This is a genomic window from Aquabacterium sp. T101 (assembly GCF_057219775.1).
In genome coordinates, this window is record NZ_JBXVVZ010000001.1 from 1,221,157 (window position 1) to 1,240,230 (window position 19,074).

General features: G+C 70.3%; 20 protein-coding genes. 9 read left to right on the top strand and 11 right to left on the bottom strand.

Going from position 1 to position 19,074, the window contains the following annotated elements; genetic code table 11:
* The first annotated feature begins 109 nt into the window (after positions 1-109).
* Positions 110-568, top strand: coding sequence for an Lrp/AsnC family transcriptional regulator (locus AC2EAQ_RS05760; protein ID WP_484640857.1), 459 nt, complete (start codon positions 110-112; stop codon positions 566-568).
* Here AC2EAQ_RS05760 and AC2EAQ_RS05765 read toward each other — a convergent pair.
* A complete protein-coding gene (locus AC2EAQ_RS05765) occupies positions 565-1,902 on the bottom strand; it encodes a replication-associated recombination protein A (protein WP_484640858.1) in 1,338 nt (445 codons plus the stop codon). The genes AC2EAQ_RS05760 and AC2EAQ_RS05765 overlap by 4 nt on opposite strands.
* A gap of 37 nt (positions 1,903-1,939) precedes the next feature.
* On the opposite strand from AC2EAQ_RS05765, the gene AC2EAQ_RS05770 reads away from it, so the two are divergent.
* Positions 1,940-3,127, top strand: coding sequence for an MFS transporter (locus tag AC2EAQ_RS05770; protein ID WP_484640859.1), 1,188 nt, complete (start codon positions 1,940-1,942; stop codon positions 3,125-3,127).
* Here AC2EAQ_RS05770 and lolA read toward each other — a convergent pair.
* The 3 genes from lolA to AC2EAQ_RS05785 are packed head-to-tail and all read right to left on the bottom strand — an operon-like array spanning position 3,117 to position 6,771.
* Positions 3,117-3,734, bottom strand: coding sequence for an outer membrane lipoprotein periplasmic chaperone LolA (lolA, locus tag AC2EAQ_RS05775; protein WP_484640860.1), 618 nt, complete (start codon positions 3,732-3,734; stop codon positions 3,117-3,119). The two genes, AC2EAQ_RS05770 and lolA, sit on opposite strands and share 11 nt — an antisense overlap.
* Before the next feature lie 3 nt (positions 3,735-3,737).
* Positions 3,738-6,053 carry a DNA translocase FtsK gene (locus AC2EAQ_RS05780; protein WP_484640861.1) on the bottom strand — a complete coding sequence of 772 codons (2,316 nt, stop codon included), beginning with the start codon at positions 6,051-6,053 and terminating at the stop codon, positions 3,738-3,740.
* A gap of 49 nt (positions 6,054-6,102) precedes the next feature.
* The gene (locus AC2EAQ_RS05785) at positions 6,103-6,771 is read right to left on the bottom strand and encodes a Crp/Fnr family transcriptional regulator (RefSeq protein WP_484640862.1); all 669 of its coding nucleotides are present in this window, start codon (positions 6,769-6,771) and stop codon (positions 6,103-6,105) included.
* A gap of 204 nt (positions 6,772-6,975) precedes the next feature.
* Here AC2EAQ_RS05785 and trxB point away from each other — a divergent pair, with 204 nt between their 5' ends.
* From trxB to rpmG, 3 genes are all read left to right on the top strand, one after another.
* Positions 6,976-7,929, top strand: coding sequence for a thioredoxin-disulfide reductase (trxB, locus tag AC2EAQ_RS05790; RefSeq protein WP_484640863.1), 954 nt, complete (start codon positions 6,976-6,978; stop codon positions 7,927-7,929).
* A gap of 76 nt (positions 7,930-8,005) precedes the next feature.
* Entirely contained in the window at positions 8,006-8,239 is a 234-nt protein-coding gene (gene rpmB / locus AC2EAQ_RS05795; protein WP_484640864.1) for a 50S ribosomal protein L28, read from the top strand.
* A gap of 14 nt (positions 8,240-8,253) precedes the next feature.
* Entirely contained in the window at positions 8,254-8,424 is a 171-nt protein-coding gene (rpmG, locus tag AC2EAQ_RS05800) for a 50S ribosomal protein L33 (protein WP_484640865.1), read from the top strand.
* A 126-nt stretch (positions 8,425-8,550) separates the two neighbouring features.
* Here rpmG and AC2EAQ_RS05805 read toward each other — a convergent pair whose 3' ends face one another.
* The 3 genes from AC2EAQ_RS05805 to purN form a co-directional block, all read right to left on the bottom strand.
* On the bottom strand, positions 8,551-9,771 hold the full coding sequence (locus tag AC2EAQ_RS05805) for a DesA family fatty acid desaturase (RefSeq protein ID WP_484640866.1): 1,221 nt from the start codon (positions 9,769-9,771) through the stop codon (positions 8,551-8,553).
* Positions 9,772-9,862: 91 nt separating this feature from the next.
* On the bottom strand, positions 9,863-11,128 hold the full coding sequence (locus AC2EAQ_RS05810) for an RsmB/NOP family class I SAM-dependent RNA methyltransferase (protein WP_484640867.1): 1,266 nt from the start codon (positions 11,126-11,128) through the stop codon (positions 9,863-9,865).
* Complete coding sequence (gene purN, locus AC2EAQ_RS05815) at positions 11,125-11,757, bottom strand: phosphoribosylglycinamide formyltransferase (protein ID WP_484640869.1); 633 nt, start codon at positions 11,755-11,757, stop codon at positions 11,125-11,127. The genes AC2EAQ_RS05810 and purN overlap by 4 nt, the downstream gene beginning before the upstream one ends.
* A gap of 40 nt (positions 11,758-11,797) precedes the next feature.
* Between purN and AC2EAQ_RS05820 the strand changes: the two genes are divergently transcribed.
* Both AC2EAQ_RS05820 and AC2EAQ_RS05825 read left to right on the top strand, forming a co-directional pair.
* Positions 11,798-13,006 (top strand): tryptophan--tRNA ligase, encoded by a 1,209-nt coding sequence (locus AC2EAQ_RS05820; RefSeq protein ID WP_484640870.1) that lies wholly within the window; start codon positions 11,798-11,800, stop codon positions 13,004-13,006.
* A gap of 6 nt (positions 13,007-13,012) precedes the next feature.
* On the top strand, positions 13,013-13,696 hold the full coding sequence (locus tag AC2EAQ_RS05825; protein ID WP_484640871.1) for an alpha/beta hydrolase: 684 nt from the start codon (positions 13,013-13,015) through the stop codon (positions 13,694-13,696).
* Here the strand turns inward: AC2EAQ_RS05825 and AC2EAQ_RS05830 are convergent.
* Positions 13,693-14,355 (bottom strand): CatA-like O-acetyltransferase, encoded by a 663-nt coding sequence (locus AC2EAQ_RS05830; RefSeq protein WP_484640872.1) that lies wholly within the window; start codon positions 14,353-14,355, stop codon positions 13,693-13,695. The two genes, AC2EAQ_RS05825 and AC2EAQ_RS05830, sit on opposite strands and share 4 nt — an antisense overlap.
* Before the next feature lie 46 nt (positions 14,356-14,401).
* Between AC2EAQ_RS05830 and AC2EAQ_RS05835 the strand changes: the two genes are divergently transcribed.
* Positions 14,402-15,112, top strand: coding sequence for a DUF6445 family protein (locus AC2EAQ_RS05835; RefSeq protein ID WP_484640873.1), 711 nt, complete (start codon positions 14,402-14,404; stop codon positions 15,110-15,112).
* Positions 15,113-15,121: 9 nt separating this feature from the next.
* Here AC2EAQ_RS05835 and AC2EAQ_RS05840 read toward each other — a convergent pair whose 3' ends face one another.
* The 3 genes from AC2EAQ_RS05840 to dinB form a co-directional block, all read right to left on the bottom strand.
* A complete protein-coding gene (locus AC2EAQ_RS05840) occupies positions 15,122-16,267 on the bottom strand; it encodes an alpha-hydroxy acid oxidase (protein ID WP_484640874.1) in 1,146 nt (381 codons plus the stop codon).
* A 96-nt stretch (positions 16,268-16,363) separates the two neighbouring features.
* A complete protein-coding gene (locus AC2EAQ_RS05845) occupies positions 16,364-16,492 on the bottom strand; it encodes a hypothetical protein (protein WP_484640876.1) in 129 nt (42 codons plus the stop codon).
* 10 nt (positions 16,493-16,502) lie between these two features.
* Complete coding sequence (dinB, locus tag AC2EAQ_RS05850) at positions 16,503-17,651, bottom strand: DNA polymerase IV (RefSeq protein ID WP_484640877.1); 1,149 nt, start codon at positions 17,649-17,651, stop codon at positions 16,503-16,505.
* Positions 17,652-17,843: 192 nt separating this feature from the next.
* Here dinB and AC2EAQ_RS05855 point away from each other — a divergent pair, with 192 nt between their 5' ends.
* Positions 17,844-19,073, top strand: coding sequence for a DUF5666 domain-containing protein (locus AC2EAQ_RS05855; protein ID WP_484640880.1), 1,230 nt, complete (start codon positions 17,844-17,846; stop codon positions 19,071-19,073).
* The last annotated feature ends 1 nt before the right edge of the window (position 19,074 follow it).

Sequence of the window (19,074 nt, forward strand, 5' to 3'; positions counted from 1 at the left end):
TCGAATGGGGTTGCGCTTTGGCCCCTGGAAAACCCCAGATTCAAGCAACGATGTTGCAAGCATTCCCCTTCAGAGACAATCAGTGCTGTCCACAAAGCAGGAAACGTCGATGAACATTGACAAGATCGACCGCGAGATCCTGCGCCTGCTGCAGTCCGACGGCCGCCTGCCCAATGCCGAACTCGCGCAGAAGGTCGGCCTGTCGGCGTCGGCGTGCTTCCGCCGGCTGCAGCGGCTGGAACAGGAGCGGGTGATCTCCGGCTACAGCGCCGTGCTCGACGGCGACGCGATCGGCAAGCCCACCACGGTGTTCATCGAGGTCACCCTGTCCAGCCAGGGCAGCGCGGTGCTCGACGCGTTCGAACGTGCGGTGGCGGCCTGCGACGACGTGCTCGAGTGCTACCTGATGTCCGGCGACTTCGACTACCTGCTGCGCGTGGCGGTGGCCGACATGCGCGACTACGAGCGCGTGCACCGCCAGCGGGTGGCCGCGTTCCCGCACGTGGCGCGCATCCGCACCGCCTTCGCGATGCGCGCCGTGGTGCCGCGCCGGGGCTTCGCGCTCTAGGCCCCGCCGCGCTGGCGCTCGTTGGCCTGCCGCAGGCGTGCCAGCTTGTCGGCGATCTGCTGCTCGAGCCCGCGGTCGGTGGGGCGATAGAAGTTCGGCGCGGGCTCCAGGCCGTCCGGGAAGTACGACTCGCCGGCGGCGAAGCCGTCCGCCTCGTCGTGGGCATAGCGGTAGTCCCTGCCGTAGTCGAGCTGCTTCATCAGCTTCGTGGGCGCGTTGCGCAGCCGCAGCGGCACCGGGCGCGTGCCGTCCTGGCGCACGAAGGCGCGCGCCTCGTTGTAGGCCACGTAGGCCGCGTTGCTCTTGGGCGCCGCGGCGAGGAACAGCACCACCTGTGCCAGTGCCAGCTCGCCCTCGGGCGAGCCCAGTCGCTCGTAGACCTCGGCCGCGTCGAGCGCCATGCGCAGACCGCGCGGGTCGGCCAGGCCGATGTCCTCGCTGGCCATGCGGATCACGCGTCGTGCGACGTAGCGCGGGTCCACGCCGCCGTCGAGCATGCGCACCAGCCAGTACAGCGCGGCGTCCGGGTCGCTGCCGCGCACCGCCTTGTGCAGCGCCGAGATCGTGTCGTAGAACTGCTCGCCGCCCTTGTCGTAACGGCGCAGCTGATCACCGAGCGCACGCTCCAGCAGAGCCTCGTCGATCTGCCGCGCGTCGCCCGCCACCGCGGCCACGTTCTCCACGACGTTGAGCAGGCGCCGGGCGTCGCCGTCGGCATAGCCGATCAGGCGGTCGCGTGCCGCGTCGGCGAACGGCGCCAGCCCCATCGAGGCCTGCGCGCGCGACAGCAGCTCGGCCAGGTCGTCCGGCGTCAGCGGCTGCAGCACGTGCACGGTGGCCCGCGACAGCAGCGCCGAGTTGACCTCGAACGACGGGTTCTCGGTGGTGGCGCCAATGAAGGTGAACAGTCCCGACTCCACGTGCGGCAGGAACGCGTCCTGCTGCGCCTTGTTGAAGCGGTGCACCTCGTCGACGAACACGATGCTCGAGCGGCCGGCCCGGCGTGCCGCCTGGGCCCGGTCCACCGCGTCGCGAATGTCCTTCACGCCGCCGAGCACGGCCGAGATCTGGATGAACTCGGCGTCGAACGCGTTCGCGACCAGGCGCGCCAGCGTCGTCTTGCCGACGCCGGGCGGCCCCCACAGGATCATCGAATGCAGACGGCCGGCGTCGAAGGCGGCCCGCAGCGGCTTGCCGGGGCCGAGCAGATGACGCTGCCCGATCACCTCGTCCAGCGTGCGGGGGCGCAGTCGCTCGGCCAGCGGCGCGTTGCCGGCCGCCGCCGGCTCCACCGTCGGCGGCACGGGGTCGTCGTCGAAGAGCGAGCCGGGCATGGGGCGTCATTGTGTCAGTCGGTGCGATGATCGGCGCATGAACCGCCACCTCGTGCTGCTGTCGCTCTGCCAGGGCGCGTTCCTCACCAACAACGTCCTGTTCATCGCGATCAACGGCCTGGTGGGCCTGGCGCTGGCCCCGGTGGGCTGGATGGCCACGCTGCCGGTCACCGGCTACGTGGTCGGCAGTGCGTTGGCCACCGGCCTGGTGGCACGCACGCAGGCGCGCTGGGGCCGCAAGCGGTCGTTCCAGCTCGGCCTGGTCGTGGCGATCCTGTCGGCCGCGCTGTGCGCCTGGGCCGTGGCCAGCCGCGACTTCTGGCTGCTGGTGGCCGCCACGATGATTGCCGGCTACTACAACGCCAACGCCGCGCTGTACCGCTTTGCCGGGCCGGAGCTGGTGCGCCCGGACTACAAGGAGCGCGCGATCTCCCTGGTGCTGGCGGGCGGCATCATCGGCGCGTTCACCGGCCCCAACCTCGCCAGTGCCACGCGCGACCTGCTGCCGGTGCCCTTCGCGGCAGCCTACCTGTCGCTGGTGGGCGTGGCGCTGCTGTCGCTGGCGATGCTGTCGTTCATCGAGTTCCCGCCCCACGTGGTGGCCCCGAAGGGTGCCCCGCAGGGCCGGCCGCTCGGGCAGATCATGCGGCAGCCGGTGTTCATCGTGGCCGCGTCCTGCGGCGCGCTGGGTTACGGCGTGATGAACCTGCTGATGGCCGCCACGCCGATCGCGATGCAGCGCTGCGGCCTGCCGTTCGAGGACGCGGCGCTGGTGCTGGAGTGGCATGTGCTGGGCATGTTCGTTCCCAGCTTCTTCACCGGCCACCTGATCCGCCGCGTCGGCGTCGTGCCGGTGATGCTGGTGGGCGCCGTGCTCAACCTGCTGTGCATCGGCATTGCGCTGGCGGGTGTGGAGCTGGCCAACTTCCTGTGGGCGCTGTTCGTGCTGGGCGTGGGCTGGAACTTCCTGTTCACCGGCGGCACCACGCTGCTGACCGAGGCCTATCGCCCGGAGGAGAAGACCCGGGCCCAGGCGGCGATGGACTTCTGCGTCTTCACGACGATGGCCGCCAGTTCGTTCGCGTCGGGCGCGCTGGTCACGACGCAGGGCTGGACCTGGCTCAACGTGGGCTCGCTGGTGCCCGTGGGCCTGTCGATCGCGGCGCTGGGCTGGCTGCTGGCCCGGCGGCTTCGCGCCAAGGCGGCCGACGGCGCTACGGCCTGAGCACTTCCACGCCCGGCGGCGGCACGAAGCGGAACGCGTCGGGCGCGGGGGCGACGTTCAGCACGAGGTCCGTGAACGCGATCTGCGAGCGCTGACCGAAGCTGTCGACGAGGTCGAGCGCGGCCAGCTGGCGGCCCCGGAAGCCGACCTTCAGGGCCTGGAATCCGATCGACTCCTGCCGCACGCGCGGCTCGGCCTGCACCCAGTCCAGGCCGTCGGCGGCAGGCAGGGCGCGCAGGACGAAGTCGCGCTCGAGGCCGGTGCCGGCCAGCAGGGCGGCGGGCGTGGCGCCGAGCGCCTGGTCCATCGCCCGCACGGTGACCTGCTGCAGGTCCACGTCGTGCAGCCAGACCTTTTCGCCGTCGCCGACGATCACCTGCGCGTAGGGCTTCGCATAGACGAAGCGGAAGCGGTTCGGCCGCGCGAATTCGAAGCTGCCGCTGGAGGTGCGCCGGCGCGCCCCGTCGGGCGACGTCACGACCTGCGTGAAGGCCGCGCGGCCGCTGCGAGCGTCGCGCGTGAACTCGCGCAGCGCATCGACGGCGTCGGCCCGGCTGGCGCCGGCCGCCAGCCCGAGCGCCCCGAAAAGCCAGGCGCGGCGCCGCATCGGCTACTCCTCCCGCCGCGGCACGAGCAGGTCGCGATTGCCGTTGGTGGCCATCGCCGACACCAGGCCCGACTTCTCCATCTGCTCGAGCAGCCGCGCGGCGCGGTTGTAGCCGATGCGCAGGTGGCGCTGCACCAGCGAGATCGAGGCCCGCTTGTGCTGGAGGACGATGGCCACGGCCTGGTCGTACATGGGGTCGGCTTCTCCGTCGCCGGCACCGGCTTCGCCGGGGGCGGCATCACCGTCGCCGTCCAGCGTGCCGCCCTCGAGGATGCCCTCGATGTAGTTCGGCTCGCCCTGCGACTTCAGGTACTCCACAACGCGGTGCACCTCGTCGTCGCTGACATAGGCGCCATGCACGCGCATCGGCGTGTTGACACCCGCGGGCGCGGACAGATAGAGCATGTCGCCCATGCCGAGCAGCGACTCGGCGCCCATCTGGTCGAGGATGGTGCGGCTGTCGATTTTGCTCGAGACCTGGAAGCCGATGCGCGTGGGGATGTTCGCCTTGATCAGGCCGGTGATCACGTCGACGCTGGGACGCTGCGTGGCCAGGATCAGGTGGATGCCCGAGGCACGGGCCTTCTGCGCCAGCCGCGCGATCAGTTCCTCGATCTTCTTGCCCACCACCATCATCAGGTCGGCCAGCTCGTCGATCACGACCACGATCTGCGGCAGGCGCTCCAGCGGCTCGGGCTGCTCCGGCGTGAGCGAGAACGGGTTGCCGATCTTCTCGCCGCGCGCGGCGGCCTCGTCGATCTTCTTGTTGTAGCCGGAGAGCTGGCGCACGCCGAGCTTGCTCATGAGCTTGTAGCGGCGCTCCATCTCGCCGACGCACCAGTTCAGCGCGTTGGCCGCCTGCTTCATGTCGGTGACGACCGGGCACAGCAGGTGCGGGATGCCCTCGTACACCGACAGCTCCAGCATCTTCGGGTCGATGAGGATCAGCCGCACGTCGCGCGCCTCGGCCTTGTAGAGCAGGCTCAGGATCATCGCGTTGATGCCCACGCTCTTGCCCGAGCCGGTGGTGCCGGCCACCAGGGCATGCGGTGTCTTGGCCAGGTCCACCACCACCGGCGCGCCGACGATGTCCTTGCCCAGCCCGATGGTCAGCAGCGACGCCGCGTCGTTGTAGGCCGTGGAACCCAGGATCTCCGCCAGCCGGATCGTCTGCCGCTTGGCGTTGGGCAGCTCCAGCGCCATCGTGGTCTTGCCCGGAATCGTCTCGACCACGCGGATGCTCACCAGGCTGAGCGAGCGCGCCAGGTCCTTGGCCAGGTTCACCACCTGCGCCCCCTTGACGCCGGTGGCCGGCTCGATCTCGTAGCGCGTGATCACCGGGCCGGGCGACGCCGCCACCACCCGCACCTCGACGCCGAAGTCCTTGAGCTTCTTCTCGATCAGGCGCGAGGTCATCTCGAGCGATTCGGCAGTCACCGATTCGACCCGCCCCGGGGCCGCGTCCAGCAGGTCCACCTGCGGCAGCCTGGTGTCGCTCAGCTCGGCGAAGAGCGGCTTCTGGCGCTCCTTGGCCACGCGCTCGGAACGCGGCAACTCGGCGATGGTCTTCTCGATCACCACCGGGATGTGTTCCTCGATCTCCTCGCGCTCCACCGCCACCACCTCGGCCCGCTCGCGCTGCGCCTGCGCCCCCAGGCGCTCGTCCTCGGCGATCTCGCGCCGCGCCTCGCGCCGCTCGCGGAAGGTATCGACCCAGGTGCCGATGGTCTCGGCCAGCCCGATCCAGGAAAAGCGCAGCGCCAGCGCCATGCCGGCCACAAGCAGGCCGATCCAGGCCACGCCGGAGCCCGCGAAGCCGAGCCAGCGGGCCGACAGCGGACCGATCAGGTAGCCGAGCACGCCGCCGGCATGGCCCGGCAGCGACGACTCGAACCGGTAAAGCCGGGTCGATTCGAGGGCGCAACTGGCGCAGACCAGCAGCACGAGCCCGACCCAGAAAGCCAGACGATGGCCCTCGGGCGCGGCCTGACCCCGCAGCCGGCGCGCCAGCGCCGACAGCCACGAGCGCGCGGCCACCACCGGCAGCCACCAGGCGCTGTGGCCGAGCATGAAGAACAGGAAGTCGGAGAACCAGGCGCCGGCCATGCCGGCCTTGTTGACCAGCGCGCCACCGCTGCCCGACGTGGAGAAACCCGCGTCGGCACCGCTGTGGGTGAGCATGGCCAGCACCATCAGCAACCACGCCACCGCGGCCACCGTCAGCCACAGCTGCTGTCTCAGCGTCATCGACGTCGGCGCATTGCCCGGCGCCATGGCGGCCCTGGCCTCGGCCCCGAGTGATCCGAGGGGAAAGGTCATGGACGCATTGTGGCCGAAGGGGCGCAGCCGCCCCGGGCCCCCGGCAGGCTCAGTCGTTGTACAGGCGCTGCTTGATGATGACCGAGCCGTTCTCCTGGGTCTCGATCACGCCGCGCTGCTCCAGGTCCTTCATGACCCGGCTGACCATCTCGCGCGAGGCGCCGACGACCTTGGCCATGTCCTGGCGCGACACCTTGTTGCGGATCAGGCTGGTGCCGTTGACGTCCTCGGCCATGTCCAGCAGCGTGCGGGCGACGCGGCCGTACACGTCCAGCAGCGCCAGCGACTCGATCTGGCGGTCGGCCGCCCGCAGGCGCTGGACCAGGCCGCGCAGGATGCCGTAGGCCAGGGACGTGGTCTCGGGCAGGCAGCGCGCGAACTCGGTGCGCCCCAGCACCAGCATGTCGGTCTGCACCTCGGCGCGGACCGTGGCCGAGTGCGGCTCGTTGTCGATCAGGCTCATCTCGCCGACGTAGTCGCCGGCTTCCAGCACCGCCAGGATGACCTCTCGGCCGCGCGAGTCGGAGGTCAGCACCCGGGCGCGGCCGTTGAGGAGGATGAACAGGGCATTGCTCTTGCGGCCCTGCTCGACGACCAGTTCGCCGCGGCGAAAGCGCCGCTTCACGACGTTGTCGGCCACCTGCTGCGCATGCTCGTTGCTGAGCATCGAGAACAGCGGCACGCGCCGGATCAGGTCGAGATTCGAAAGCATCGACATCGCGGAAACTCCTTGTTGGTGCTCTTCTTACGGCTCGCCGGGCGGCAGTTCCCAGGGGGAACCGGCCATCCGCGTCGGCTGCCTACAATTTCACGACCGGGCTATTGTGCCTATTGACAGGCTTCACGCCATGCCTGCTGCACCTCATGTAGGGTGCCCTGTTGGCCGACCGCGACGCCCTCCCCCGCTCCCAGGAACCCCAAGATGACCACTTCCACCCACGCCAAGGTGCTGATCCTCGGCTCCGGCCCGGCCGGCTATACCGCCGCCGTCTATGCCGCCCGTGCCAACCTCAAGCCCGTGCTGGTGACCGGCCTGGCCCAGGGCGGCCAGCTGATGACGACCACCGATGTGGACAACTGGCCCGCCGACGCCCAGGGCGTGCAGGGCCCGGACCTGATGCAGCGGTTCCTGGAGCACGCCGAGCGCTTCCAGACCCAGATCGTCTACGACCACATCGGCTCGGTCGACCTGTCGCGCCGGCCGTTCACGCTGGTGGGCGACTCGGGCACCTACACCTGCGACGCCCTCATCGTGGCCACCGGCGCCAGCGCCAAGTACCTCGGCCTGCCCAGCGAGCAGGCCTTCATGGGCCGCGGCGTCAGTGGCTGCGCCACCTGCGATGGCTTCTTCTACAAGGGCGCCGAGGTCTGCGTGGTCGGCGGCGGCAACACCGCCGTGGAGGAGGCGCTGTACCTGTCCAACATCGCCACCAAGGTGCACCTGATCCACCGCCGCGACAAGTTCCGCGCCGAGGCGATCATGGTGGACAAGCTGCACGCCAAGGTGGCCGAAGGCCGCATGCAGCTGCACCTGTGGCAGACGCTGGACGAGGTGCTCGGCGACGCCAGCGGCGTGACCGGCGTGCGCCTGCGCAGCACGACCGACGGCAGCACCCGGGACCTCGCCGTCAAGGGCTGCTTCATCGCGATCGGCCACCAGCCCAATACCGACATCTTCAAGGGCCAGCTCGAGATGAAGGACGGCTACGTCGTCACCCGGTCCGGCCTGGCAGGCATGGCCACCATGACGAGCGTGCCCGGCGTCTTCGCCGCCGGCGACGTGCAGGACCACGTCTACCGGCAGGCCATCACCTCTGCCGGCACCGGCTGCATGGCGGCCCTGGACGCCCAGCGCTTCCTCGAACAGCAGTCCTAGCCCGGCCGGCCGGGCTCGGCTATACTCGCGGTCTTTGCCGAAATCCGGCACGCAGAACCTTTTTTCGGAGCCGAACATGGCACGAGTCTGTCAAGTCACGGGCAAGCGCCCGATGGTGGGAAACCATGTTTCCCATGCCAACAACAAGACCAAGCGTCGCTTCCTGCCTAACCTGCAGTACCGCCGTTTCTGGCTGGAGACCGAGAACCGCTGGGTGCGCCTGCGCGTGTCCAATGCGGCACTGCGGTTGATCGACAAGGTGGGCATCGACCAGGTCGTCGCCGACCTGCGCGCCCGCGGCGAACTTTGATTTAGGAGCCCGACATGGCCACCAAAGGCGGACGCGAGAAGATCAAGCTGGAGTCGACGGCAGGCACCGGCCACTTCTACACCACGGCGAAGAACAAGAAGACAACGCCGGACAAGCTCGAATTCATGAAGTTCGATCCGAAGGCACGCAAGCACGTGCTCTACAAGGAAACGAAGCTCAAGTAGTCTTCCCGCTCGGGGCTAGGCGTTCGGCCGGCCCTCAAGCAAAACGGGCCGCCCAGAGGGCGGCCCGTTGTCTTTGGGAGCGGCTGCAGGGTCCCGCGCGCACGCCCATGCGGCGCGCCGGCACACTCAGGCGTGGGCCGCCCTCAGGCGCAGCGAGAAGTCGCGCAGGGCAGCGATGCCGCTGTCCTCGGCGCGGCGGCACCAGGCCTGCAGGTCCACCACCAGTTGCTCCGCGGACACGTTGGTGCGCGTCCAGAGCTGGCGCAGCTCCTCGCGCATCGCCACCAGCTTGGCCAGCGACGGGCTCTGCTGCACGGCTTCGGCCATCTGCGGCTTGATGCCCTGGGGGATCTTGTCGTCGTCGCGGTGCAGCCACCGGCGGGCCAGGCGCAACTGGGCCCGGCGGGTGGAACTGGCCGCACCCTGCTCCTTGAGCTTGGCCAGCTCGCTGCCGACGGTGCCGCGCAGCGCCTTGGCGTACTGGGCCATCACCTCGTAGCGGTTGGCGATCAGCGCCTCGAGCGTCTTGCCGTCGGCGGCGCGAACCTCACCCAGTGCCAGGCGCGGCGGCGTCTTGCGCACCTTGGCCCAGCCCAGCGTCTCCAGGATGCGGATGTACAGCCAGCCGATGTCGAACTCGTAGGGCTTCACCGACAGCTTGGCGCTGGTCGGGTAGGTGTGATGGTTGTTGTGGAGTTCCTCGCCGCCGATGATCACGCCCCAGGGCGAGATGTTCGTCGACGCGTCCGACGCCTCGAAGTTGCGGTAGCCCCACCAGTGGCCGATGCCATTGATGATGCCGGCGGCCGTGATCGGGATCCACAGCATCTGCACCGCCCACACGGCAGCCCCGATGGCGCCGAACAGGAACAGGTTGACGATCAGCATCAGGCCCACGCCCTGCCAGCTGTAGCGGGTGTAGAGATTGCGCTCGAGCCAGTCGTCCGGCGTGTTGTGGCCGTACTTCGACAGCGTTTCCTGGTTCTTGGCCTCGGCGCGGTACAGCTCGCTGCCTTCGAGCAGCACCTTCTTGATGCCGCGGGTCTGCGGGCTGTGGGGGTCGTCGACCGTTTCGCACTTGGCGTGGTGCTTGCGGTGGATCGCGACCCACTCCTTGGTGACCATGCCGGTGGTCAGCCAGAGCCAGAAACGGAAGAAATGCGACGGCACCGGCCCCAGGTCGAGCGCGCGGTGCGCCTGGGCCCGGTGCAGGAAGATGGTCACGGCCGCGATGGTGATGTGGGTGACCACCAGCGTGAACAGGACGACCTGCCACCAGACCGCCCCGGCGGCCCCGTGGGCCAGCCATTGCACGAGCGCGTCGATCACCAAAGAGATAGCGTCCATCCGAGTCCTTCAGGTTCTCCGACCGATTGTAGTTGGCAGCCTCGCCCGGAAAGCGGGGAAACTGCGTAGCAAAGGCTTTGCTTCTTGCCGATCAGCCCGAGGCTTTGCGCCAGATCATGGCAAAGAAGCCGTCGGTTGAATGCAGATGGGGCCACATTCGCAGGTTTCCAGCGGTGACCAGCGAGTCCGCGCCAGCCACGCCCTGGGCCGTCAGGACCTGCGCCGCGTCCAGCTTCTCGAACCCGGGTTGGGCCGCGCCGAACGCCTCGCCCACCTCCTCGTTCTCGGCCCGCAGCAGGCTGCAGGTGGCATAGACCAGGCGTCCGCCCGGCTTGAGCAGGCGGGCCGCCGCCGCCAGGATGTCGGTCTGCTTGGCCACCAGCTCCGCCACCGCCCCCGGCGACTGGCGCCACTTCAGATCCGGATTGCGACGCAAAGTGCCCAGGCCGGAACACGGCGCGTCCACCAGCACGCGGTCGATCTTGCCGGCCAGGCGCCGGATGCGGTCGTCGCGCTCGTGGATGATCTGGACCGGGTAGACGTTGGACAGCCCACTGCGGGCCAGGCGGGGCTTGAGCGCCGCAAGACGGTGCCCCGACGTGTCGAAGGCATACAGCCGCCCGGTGTTCTTCATGCAGGCGCCCAGCGCCAGCGTCTTGCCGCCCGCGCCGGCGCAGAAATCGACCACCATCTCCCCGCGGCGGGCCTCCACGGCCAGGGCCAGCAGCTGGCTGCCTTCGTCCTGCACTTCCATGTCGCCGTCGGTGAACACCTTGAGCCGGGTCAGCGCCGGCTTGCCCGTCACCCGCAGGCCCCAGGGCGAATGGGGTGTCGGCCGCGACTCGATGCCCGCATCGGCCAGCGCCGCCTGCACGGCGTCGCGCCGCGCCTTGTGGATGTTGACCCGCAGATCGAGCGGGCCGGTCTGGTCCAGCGCCGCCACCAGCGCCCAGAACCCTTCGTCGCCGAGCTGCTCCTGCAGCGGCATGGCGATCCAGTCGGGCAGGTTGTGCCGAAGCTTGGGCGCCAGCGTCGCCGGGTCGACCTTGCGCGCCCGGGCCAGCCAGTCCTTCTCCTCGGGCGCCAGCGCAGCCATGAGAAACGCCTCGTCGCCCGCCCAGCCGAGCGCGGCGAAGCGCCGCTCGATGGCGCCGGGCCCGCCCTGCGCGAGGTGCTGGAACAGCAGCCGGCGCCGCAGCACGGCATAGGTGGTCTCGGCCAGCGTGTGGCGCTCGCGCTGGCCCAGGCCCTTGTGCTTGCGGAAATGCGCCGACACCACGCCGTCGGCCGGCGAGGCGAAGGTGAGCACCTCGCGCAGCAGCGCACTGCAGGCGTCGAGCAACTGCCTCGGCGTCATGCCAGACCCACCTGCTGCGGCTCGCCGGCCAGTTGCCGCACCACGCCCTGCTCGATGCGCAGCGCGCCGTGCACCCACCAGCGCACGGCGCGCGGGTAGATCACGTGCTCGTGCGCCAGCACGCGATCGGCGAGCGCGTCCTCGTCGTCCTGCGGCAGCACCGGCACCACGGCCTGGATGACGATCGGCCCGTGGTCGAGCTCCGGCGTCACGAAGTGCACCGTGGCGCCCGCCACCTTGCAGCCGGCTTCCAGCGCCCGGCGGTGCGTGTGCAGCCCCGGGAACGCCGGCAGCAGCGACGGGTGGATGTTGAGCAGGCGACCCTCGTAGCGGCGCACGAACGGCGCGCCCAGGATGCGCATGAACCCGGCCAGCACGACGAGGTCCGGCGCATGCGCATCGATGCAGGCGGCGAGCGCAGCATCGAAAGCGTCCCTCGACGCATGGGCCCGGTGGTCGACGACCTCGGCGGCGATGCCGCGCTCGGCCGCATACGCCAGGCCACCGGCGTCGGGGCGGTTGGACACCACGGCCACGACGGTGGCCGCCCAGCGCTCCGCGGCACAGGCCTCGACGATGGAGCGCATGTTCGAGCCGCGGCCGGAGATCAGGATGACGATGCGCTTCATGGGCGGCGGGCAGTGTAGCCCCGCCTAGAATCGCGCCACCATGAAGTCACGCGTCCTCTCCGGCATGCGCCCCACGGGCGCGATGCACCTCGGCCACTATCACGGCGCCCTGAAGAACTGGGTCCGACTGCAGGACGAGCACGACTGCTTCTTCTTCGTGGCCGACTGGCATGCGCTGACCACGCACTACGAAGAGCGCGACGTGATGGAGCGCTACGTGTACGAGATGGTGACCGACTGGCTCGCCGCCGGCCTCGACCCCGAGAAGTGCACGATCTTCATCCAGAGCCGGCTGCCCGAGCATGCCGAACTGTTCACGCTGCTGGCCATGGGCACGCCGCTGGGCTGGCTCGAGCGCGTGCCGACCTACAAGGACCAGATTGACAAGCTCAAGGACCGCGACCTCGCCACCTACGGCTTCCTCGGCTATCCGCTGCTGCAGGCGGCGGACATCCTGATCTACCGCGCCACGTCGGTGCCGGTGGGCGAGGACCAGAGCTCGCACGTCGAGCTCACGCGCGAGGTGGCGCGCCGCTTCAACCACCTCTACGGCCGCCCGGCCAACTTCGAGGCGCGGGTGGCCGCGTCGCTGGCTCGCCTGTCCAAGGACGACGCGCGCTATCTGGACAAGCAGCGCAAGGCCTACGGCGAGACCGGCAGCGCCGAGGCCCTGGGCAAGGGCGAGGCACTGCTGGCCCGGGCCGCGGGCAGCGTGCCCGGCTGGACCGCCGACGACACCGAGATCCTGTCCGGCCACCTCAGGGGCAGCGGTCGCGCCATCCTCGTCGAGCCCGCCGCGCTGCACACGGAAGTGAAGAAGCTGCCCGGCCTGGACGGCGCCAAGATGAGCAAGAGCTACGGCAACTCGATCGCCATGCGCGAGGAGCCGGCCGTCGTGAAGCAGAAGGTGCAGACCATGCCCACCGACCCGGCCCGCGTGCGCCGCACCGACCCGGGCAATCCGGAGCGCTGCCCGGTGTGGCAGTTCCACCAGGTGTATTCGGACGCCGCCACGCGCGACTGGGTCGTCAAGGGCTGCACCACCGCGGGCATCGGCTGCCTCGAATGCAAGCAGCCGGTGATCGACGCGATCGTGGCCGAGCAGCAGCCCTGGCGCGAGCGCGCCGAGGCCTACCTGGCCGACCCGAAGAAGGTGCACTGGATCGTCGAGATGGGCACCGAGCGGGCGCGCACGGTGGCGCGCCAGACGATGCGCGACGTGCGCGTGGCCATGGGCCTCAACTACTGAACCGCGATGAGCACCTCCCTGCAGTCCTTCGAGTTCCACCCCGCCGGCGATGCCGTGGCCAGCGTCGTCGTGCTGCACGGCCTGGGCGCCGACGGCACCGACTTCCTGCCCTTCGCCGACCAGGTCGACCTGTCCGCGATCGGCCCGGTGCGCTGGGTGCTGCCGCGCGCGCCGGTGCGCCCCGTCACGGTGAACAACGGCTACCGGATGCGCGCCTGGTACGACATCTACGAGTTCGGCGCGCAGGCGCGCACCGACCCGCGCGAGGACGAGGCCGGCCTGCGCGACAGCTTCGCGGCGGTGCACGCGCTGATCGAGCGCGAGATCGCCCGCGGCGTGCCCGCCTCGCGCATCGTGCTGGCCGGCTTCAGCCAGGGCTGCGCCATCACGCTGGGCGCGGGCACGCGCTTCGGCCAACGCCTGGCCGGGCTGGTGGGCATGTCCGGCTACCTGCCCCTGGCCGCCACCACGGCGGCCGAGCGCAGCGACGCCAACCGCAGCACGCCGATCTTCCTGGCCCATGGCCGGCGCGATCCGGTCGTCGGCCTGGACCGCGGCACCGCCTCGCGCGACCTGCTGGCCGGCCTGGGCTACGGCATCGAGTGGCACGACTACCCGATGGAACACTCCGTCTGCGCGGAGGAAGTCGACGACCTGCAGCAGTTCCTGCTGCGCGTGCTGGGCGCCTAGGCCGCCGGGCCGAGCCAGGCCGCCGGGTCGGCGAGCGACGCCTCGAACGCCTCCACGAATCGGCCCACATGCACGCCATCCATCAGCGCGTGATGGACCTCGACCGACATCGGCATCCAGGTATGCGGCCCCTCGGCCTGCGCGCGGCCGAAGGCGAACTTGGGTACGGAATCCTCGCGGCCCCAGTTGCGGGCGTGGGCAAAGCTGCTGAAGTGCACCCAGGGCAAGGTGGTGAAGTGCAGCCGGGCCTGGTCGTGCGGCCGGGGTTCGAACGCGACCGCGGTGGTGCGGGCCGCCTCGATCGACGCGCGGGCCTTGGCGCAGAAGCGGTCGAAGTCGCTGTCGTGCTCGAGGTCGGCGAACGCGAAGCTCTCGCCGTCGGGGCGCAGCACCGTCGTGCTGCCGTCGACGCGGTCGTGCACGCGCACCCGGCCACCTTCCAGGCGCAGCCGGAAAGGCTCGAGCCGGTTGGCCAGCGTGATCGCGACGAAGTAGCACGCCAGCGCCAGGCCGCCGCCGCGGGGCTGCGCCGCCAGGGCCGCCCGCAGCGGGGCCACGTCCAGACGGACGCAGACGTTGAAGAACGGGTTGTCGAAGGCGCGGAAGTGCTCGAAGGTAGCACGTCGCGCCCAGCGGTCGGTGTCGAGGTAGTGGCTCATGGCGACGGCCCCGATTCTGACCGGCGGCGCCGCTGACGGGAACGCGATGTTCAATCCGCAAGCCCGGGTCCGGGCCCTCCCGCTGTTCGACGGCCGCGAGTGCCTGGTGATCGACGACCTGCTGGCCGACCCGCAGGCGTGGGTGGACACCGCGTCCCGCGCGCGCGACGCCTTCGTGCGGCCCACCCAGCCCTACCCGGGCCTCGAGGCGGTGCTGCCCGACGCGGTGCAGGCGTCGCTGGCGGATCACTTCGCGAGCCAGGTGCGGGCCCGACTGGGCGGACGGCGCACGCTGGGCGTCCGAGCCCGGCTGTCGCTGGCGACCCTGAAGCCGCACGAACTCGAGCCGAGGCAATGGTTCTGCCACCGCGACAGCGCCGGCCTGCCGCCAGACCAGTGCATCGTCGCGTCGGTGCTCTACCTGTTCCACGACGAAGGGCTTGGCGGCACCAGCTTCTACCGGCCCCGCCGCAGCGACGCGGAGACTGCGCGCCTGGTGCACGACGCCGGCGCGCTGGCGCGGGCGGAATTCGAGCTCCGCTATCCGGAGATCGCACCGGGCTACCAGCTCGACGGCAACGCCTGGTTCGACCGTGTCGCCAGCGTGCCCGCGCGCTGGAACCGCGCGATCTTCTACGACGGCAGCACCTTCCACTCGGCCGACCTGGCCGCGCCCGACCGGCTGGTGGCCGACCCGGTGCGCGGGCGGCTCACGGTGAACGGGTTCTTCACCTGCCGCCGGACGGCGGACCGCTAGCGCCGGCGCTCAGTAGGTGCCGGGCACCAGGATGTCGCGCCCCACGTCGGCAATGTTCGTGCGGCCGCAGAACGCCATCGTGATGTCCAGCTCCTTGTGCAGGATCTGCAGCGCCTTGGTGACACCGGCCTCGCCCATCGCGCCCAGGCCGTAGACCATCGCGCGGCCGATCATCGTGCCGCGGGCGCCTAGGGCCCAGGCCTTGAGCACGTCCTGCCCGGTGCGGATGCCGCCGTCCATCCAGACCTCGATCTTGTCGCCCACGGCTTCCACGATGGCCGGCAGCGCGGCGATGCTCGACGGCGCGCCGTCGAGCTGACGCCCGCCGTGGTTGCTGACGACGATGGCGTCGGCACCGCTGGCCACCGCCAGCTTCGCGTCTTCCACTTCCATGATCCCCTTGAGGATCAGCTTGCCGCCCCAGCGCTCCTTGACCCAGGCCACGTCGGGCCAGGACAGGCGCGGGTCGAACTGCTCGTTGGTCCAGGCCGCCAGCGACTTCATGTCGCTCACCGATTCGACATGCCCCACGAGGTTGCGGAAGGTGTGGCGGCGCGTGCCCAGCATGCCCAGGCACCAGCGCGGCTTGGTGGCGAGGTTGACGATGTTGGCCAGCGTCGGCCGAGGCGGCGCGGTCAGCCCGTTCTTCAGGTCCTTGTGGCGCTGCCCGATCACCTGCAGGTCCAGCGTCAGCACCAGGGCGCTGCAGCGCGCCGCCTTGCAGCGGTCGATCATGCGGGCCATCGCTTCGCGGTCGCGCATCATGTAGAGCTGGAACCAGAACGGCGCCGACGTGTGCTCGGCGATGTCCTCGATCGAGCAGATGCTCATCGTCGACAGCGTGAACGGGATGCCGAACTTCTCGGCCGCGCGGGCGGCGTGGATCTCGCCATCGGCATGCTGCATGCCCGTCAGGCCGACGGGCGCGATGGCCACCGGCATCTTGGCGTCGACGCCGACCATCCGGACCGCCGTGCTGCGGTTTTCCATGTTCACGGCCACCCGCTGGCGCAGCTTGATGCGGGCGAAGTCGCTCTCGTTGGCGCGGTAGGTGGACTCGGTCCACGAGCCGCTGTCCGCGTAGTCGTAGAACATGCGCGGCACGCGGCGCTTGGCCAGGACGCGCAGGTCCTCGATGCAGGTGATGACGGTCATGGAGCGCTCCTCGTGTCTCTTCTCAGGACACGGATGCTAAGCGCGATGGCGCCTCCGGCTCCTGGCCGGGCTCAAACCGCGGCGCGGCGACTCAGCTCAGACGAGCGAGCGGGTGACGAGCACGACGGCGGCGATGGCGCCGGCCGTGACGGCCAGCACCCAGTTGGGCAGCTGGCCCCGGGGCGCGATGCGGCGGCGACCGGGATGGTCCTTGGGACTGTGCATGGCGCGAGTGTCACCGGCCGGCGTGGCTCAGGGAAGCCATGCGAACCCCGAGCAGGCGGATCCGGCGCGAAAAGTCGACCCGCCTGAGACAAAGTCCCGCTGCGGCGCGGATCGCCTCGGCTTCCGCCGTGGCCGCGGGCAGGGTCAGGTCCCGCGTCACGGTCCGGAAGTCGTCGAAGCGCAGCTTGATGCCGACCGTGCGCCCCTGGAAACCCTTGCGCTGCAGGTCGTGCGCCAGCTCGCCTACCAGGGTGTCCAGGATGGCGCCGAGCTCGGCCCGATCGGCCTGCACCGACAGGTCGCGGTCGAAGGTGGTCTCGCGGCTGACGGACACCGGGTCGCCGCCCGTCGACAGGGGCCGGTCGTCCCGGCCGTGCGCCGCGTCGGCGAGCCAGCGCCCGTAGCTGCGGCCGAAGCGCTCGGCCAGCATGGCGGGGTCGGCCGCGGCCAGGTCGCTGATGGTGCGGATGCCCATCGCCTCGAGCTGGGCGCCGGCCTTGGGCCCGATCCCGTTGATGCGCCGCACCGGCAGCGGCCAGATCCGGCGCGGCAGGTCGTCCAGGGTCAGCACGGTCAGCCCGTCGGGCTTGTCGAGCTCGGAGGCGATCTTGGCCAGCAGCTTGTTCGGCGTCACGCCGATCGAGCAGGTGAGCCCGGTGGCGCTGCGCACGTTGTTGCGGATCTCCTGCGCCACCGCCCGCACCCCGCCGAACGGATCGTGCCCGACGGCGTCCTGCGCGCCGGGCACGCCGCCGAGGTCGATGTAGATCTCGTCGATGCCTCGGTCCTCGATCAGCGGGGCAATCTCGGCCACCGCCGCCTTGAAGCGGCGCGAGTACAGCCGGTAGCGGTCGAAGTCGGTCGGCAGCAGCACGGCCTGGGGCGCGCGCTGCGCCGCCTTCATCAGGCCCATGCCCGAATGCACGCCGAGGTCGCGCGCCGGGTAGGTGGCCGTGGTGACCACGCCGCGGCCCTTGTAGGCACCCAGGGTCGCGAAGCGGCGGGTGCCGTCGGCCAGCGTCTCGGGCTGGTGGCGCCGGCCCCCGCCGATGACCACCGGCTGGCCCTGCAGCTCCGGATAGCGCAGCAACTCGACGGACGCGTAGAAGGCGTCCATGTCGAGGTGCGCGATCCAGCGTCGGGGCGCGGTGAGGCTCATCCCGACGATTGTGAAGTGCGCCTCCTGACACGCCCGACGGCCCGATCTGTTGCAATTCGTTGCACTTGGCACGCGGAGATGACGGTCGGCCGATTGCAAATGTGCACGTTGCCCATTTAAACTGTGGCCATCGACCCACCTCAACCCGAGGCAGGCAGCCCAGGCGCCCGGCAGGCGGCGCAGGAGATCCCGATGAGCACCCGTTCCAACGACCGTCCCTCCCCCCTGATGCTGCGCCGCCGCCAGGCGCTGGCCACGCCGTTCGCGGCCCTGCTGACCGGCACGCTCGGTTCCACCCTGCTGTCGGCCTGCGGCGGCGGCGGTGGCGACGACGCGGCCCCCACCGCCAGCGCGCAGAGCTTCACCACCGGCCCGATCAGCGGCCTGGGATCGATCATCGTGGGCGGCGTGCGCTTCGAGGACAACAGCGCCCGCGTCGAGGACGACGACGGCGGCTCCTTCGCCCGCTCGGCGCTCAAGCTGGGCATGATGGTCGAGGTGCTGTCCTCGTCCATCGACGACAGCGCCGGACGCGGCGTGGCCGCGCTGATCCGCTTCGGCAGCGAGATCAAGGGGCCGGTGGCGTCGGTGGATGCCGCGGCGCAGACCTTCCGCATGCTCGACCAGACCGTGGTCGTGCGGCCGGAGACCGTGTTCGACACCACGCTGCCGGGCGGCTTCGCCGCGATCGCGGTGGGCCAGATCCTCGAGGTGCACGCGCTGTTCGACAGCGCGACGGGCCGCTACATCGCCACCCGCATCGAGCGCGAGGACAGCACGTCCAACTACCGCCTGCGCGGCCTGATCAGCCAACTCGACACCACGGCGCGCACCTTCCGCATCGGCGACGCGGTGATCAACTACGCCGGCGTGCCGGCCGGCGACCTGCCCACGCTGACCAACGGCATGCGCATCCGCGTGCGCCTACAGACGACGCAGGTCAATGGCCAATGGGTCGCCATCAGCGTGCGCACCGGTGTGCGCCGCGTCGACGACCTGCCGGACGCCCGCCTGCGTGGCTACATCACCGCGTTCACGTCGGCCAGCCAGTTCGAGGTCAACGGCATCGCGGTGAGCGCCGGCGGTGCCCGTCTCGACCCGCCGAACGCGACGCTGGCGCTGGGCACGCTGGTCGAGGTGCGCGGAAGCGCCAGCAACGGCACCATCGTCGCCACCCGGGTCAAGGTGATCGACCGCCTGAGCGACGAGTGGCGCCGCGTCGAACTGCACGGCACGGTGAGCGAACTCGACACCACGGCGCAGACCTTCCTGCTGCGCGACGTGCGCGTGAACTACTCGCGGGTGGTGGAGTGGCGCGACGGCGGGCCCGCCAACCTGGCCAACGGCCGCGCGCTCGAGGTCAAGGGCCTGTGGTCCGACGATCGCAGCGTGCTGATGGCCGCGGTGATCGAGTTCGAGTGAG

Coding starts and splice junctions, on each gene's coding strand:
- AC2EAQ_RS05825 (WP_484640871.1), top strand. CDS start 13,013: ATGAGCACCTCCCTGCAGTCCTTCGAGTTCCACCCCGCCGGCGATGCC.
- AC2EAQ_RS05810 (WP_484640867.1), bottom strand. CDS start 11,128: ATGACGCCGAGGCAGTTGCTCGACGCCTGCAGTGCGCTGCTGCGCGAG.
- purN (WP_484640869.1), bottom strand. CDS start 11,757: ATGAAGCGCATCGTCATCCTGATCTCCGGCCGCGGCTCGAACATGCGC.
- rpmB (WP_484640864.1), top strand. CDS start 8,006: ATGGCACGAGTCTGTCAAGTCACGGGCAAGCGCCCGATGGTGGGAAAC.
- AC2EAQ_RS05785 (WP_484640862.1), bottom strand. CDS start 6,771: ATGTCGATGCTTTCGAATCTCGACCTGATCCGGCGCGTGCCGCTGTTC.
- AC2EAQ_RS05760 (WP_484640857.1), top strand. CDS start 110: ATGAACATTGACAAGATCGACCGCGAGATCCTGCGCCTGCTGCAGTCC.
- dinB (WP_484640877.1), bottom strand. CDS start 17,651: ATGAGCCTCACCGCGCCCCGACGCTGGATCGCGCACCTCGACATGGAC.
- rpmG (WP_484640865.1), top strand. CDS start 8,254: ATGGCCACCAAAGGCGGACGCGAGAAGATCAAGCTGGAGTCGACGGCA.
- AC2EAQ_RS05845 (WP_484640876.1), bottom strand. CDS start 16,492: ATGCACAGTCCCAAGGACCATCCCGGTCGCCGCCGCATCGCGCCCCGG.
- AC2EAQ_RS05855 (WP_484640880.1), top strand. CDS start 17,844: ATGAGCACCCGTTCCAACGACCGTCCCTCCCCCCTGATGCTGCGCCGC.
- AC2EAQ_RS05805 (WP_484640866.1), bottom strand. CDS start 9,771: ATGGACGCTATCTCTTTGGTGATCGACGCGCTCGTGCAATGGCTGGCC.
- AC2EAQ_RS05770 (WP_484640859.1), top strand. CDS start 1,940: ATGAACCGCCACCTCGTGCTGCTGTCGCTCTGCCAGGGCGCGTTCCTC.
- AC2EAQ_RS05780 (WP_484640861.1), bottom strand. CDS start 6,053: ATGACCTTTCCCCTCGGATCACTCGGGGCCGAGGCCAGGGCCGCCATG.
- AC2EAQ_RS05830 (WP_484640872.1), bottom strand. CDS start 14,355: ATGAGCCACTACCTCGACACCGACCGCTGGGCGCGACGTGCTACCTTC.
- AC2EAQ_RS05765 (WP_484640858.1), bottom strand. CDS start 1,902: ATGCCCGGCTCGCTCTTCGACGACGACCCCGTGCCGCCGACGGTGGAG.
- trxB (WP_484640863.1), top strand. CDS start 6,976: ATGACCACTTCCACCCACGCCAAGGTGCTGATCCTCGGCTCCGGCCCG.
- AC2EAQ_RS05835 (WP_484640873.1), top strand. CDS start 14,402: ATGTTCAATCCGCAAGCCCGGGTCCGGGCCCTCCCGCTGTTCGACGGC.
- AC2EAQ_RS05840 (WP_484640874.1), bottom strand. CDS start 16,267: ATGACCGTCATCACCTGCATCGAGGACCTGCGCGTCCTGGCCAAGCGC.
- AC2EAQ_RS05820 (WP_484640870.1), top strand. CDS start 11,798: ATGAAGTCACGCGTCCTCTCCGGCATGCGCCCCACGGGCGCGATGCAC.
- lolA (WP_484640860.1), bottom strand. CDS start 3,734: ATGCGGCGCCGCGCCTGGCTTTTCGGGGCGCTCGGGCTGGCGGCCGGC.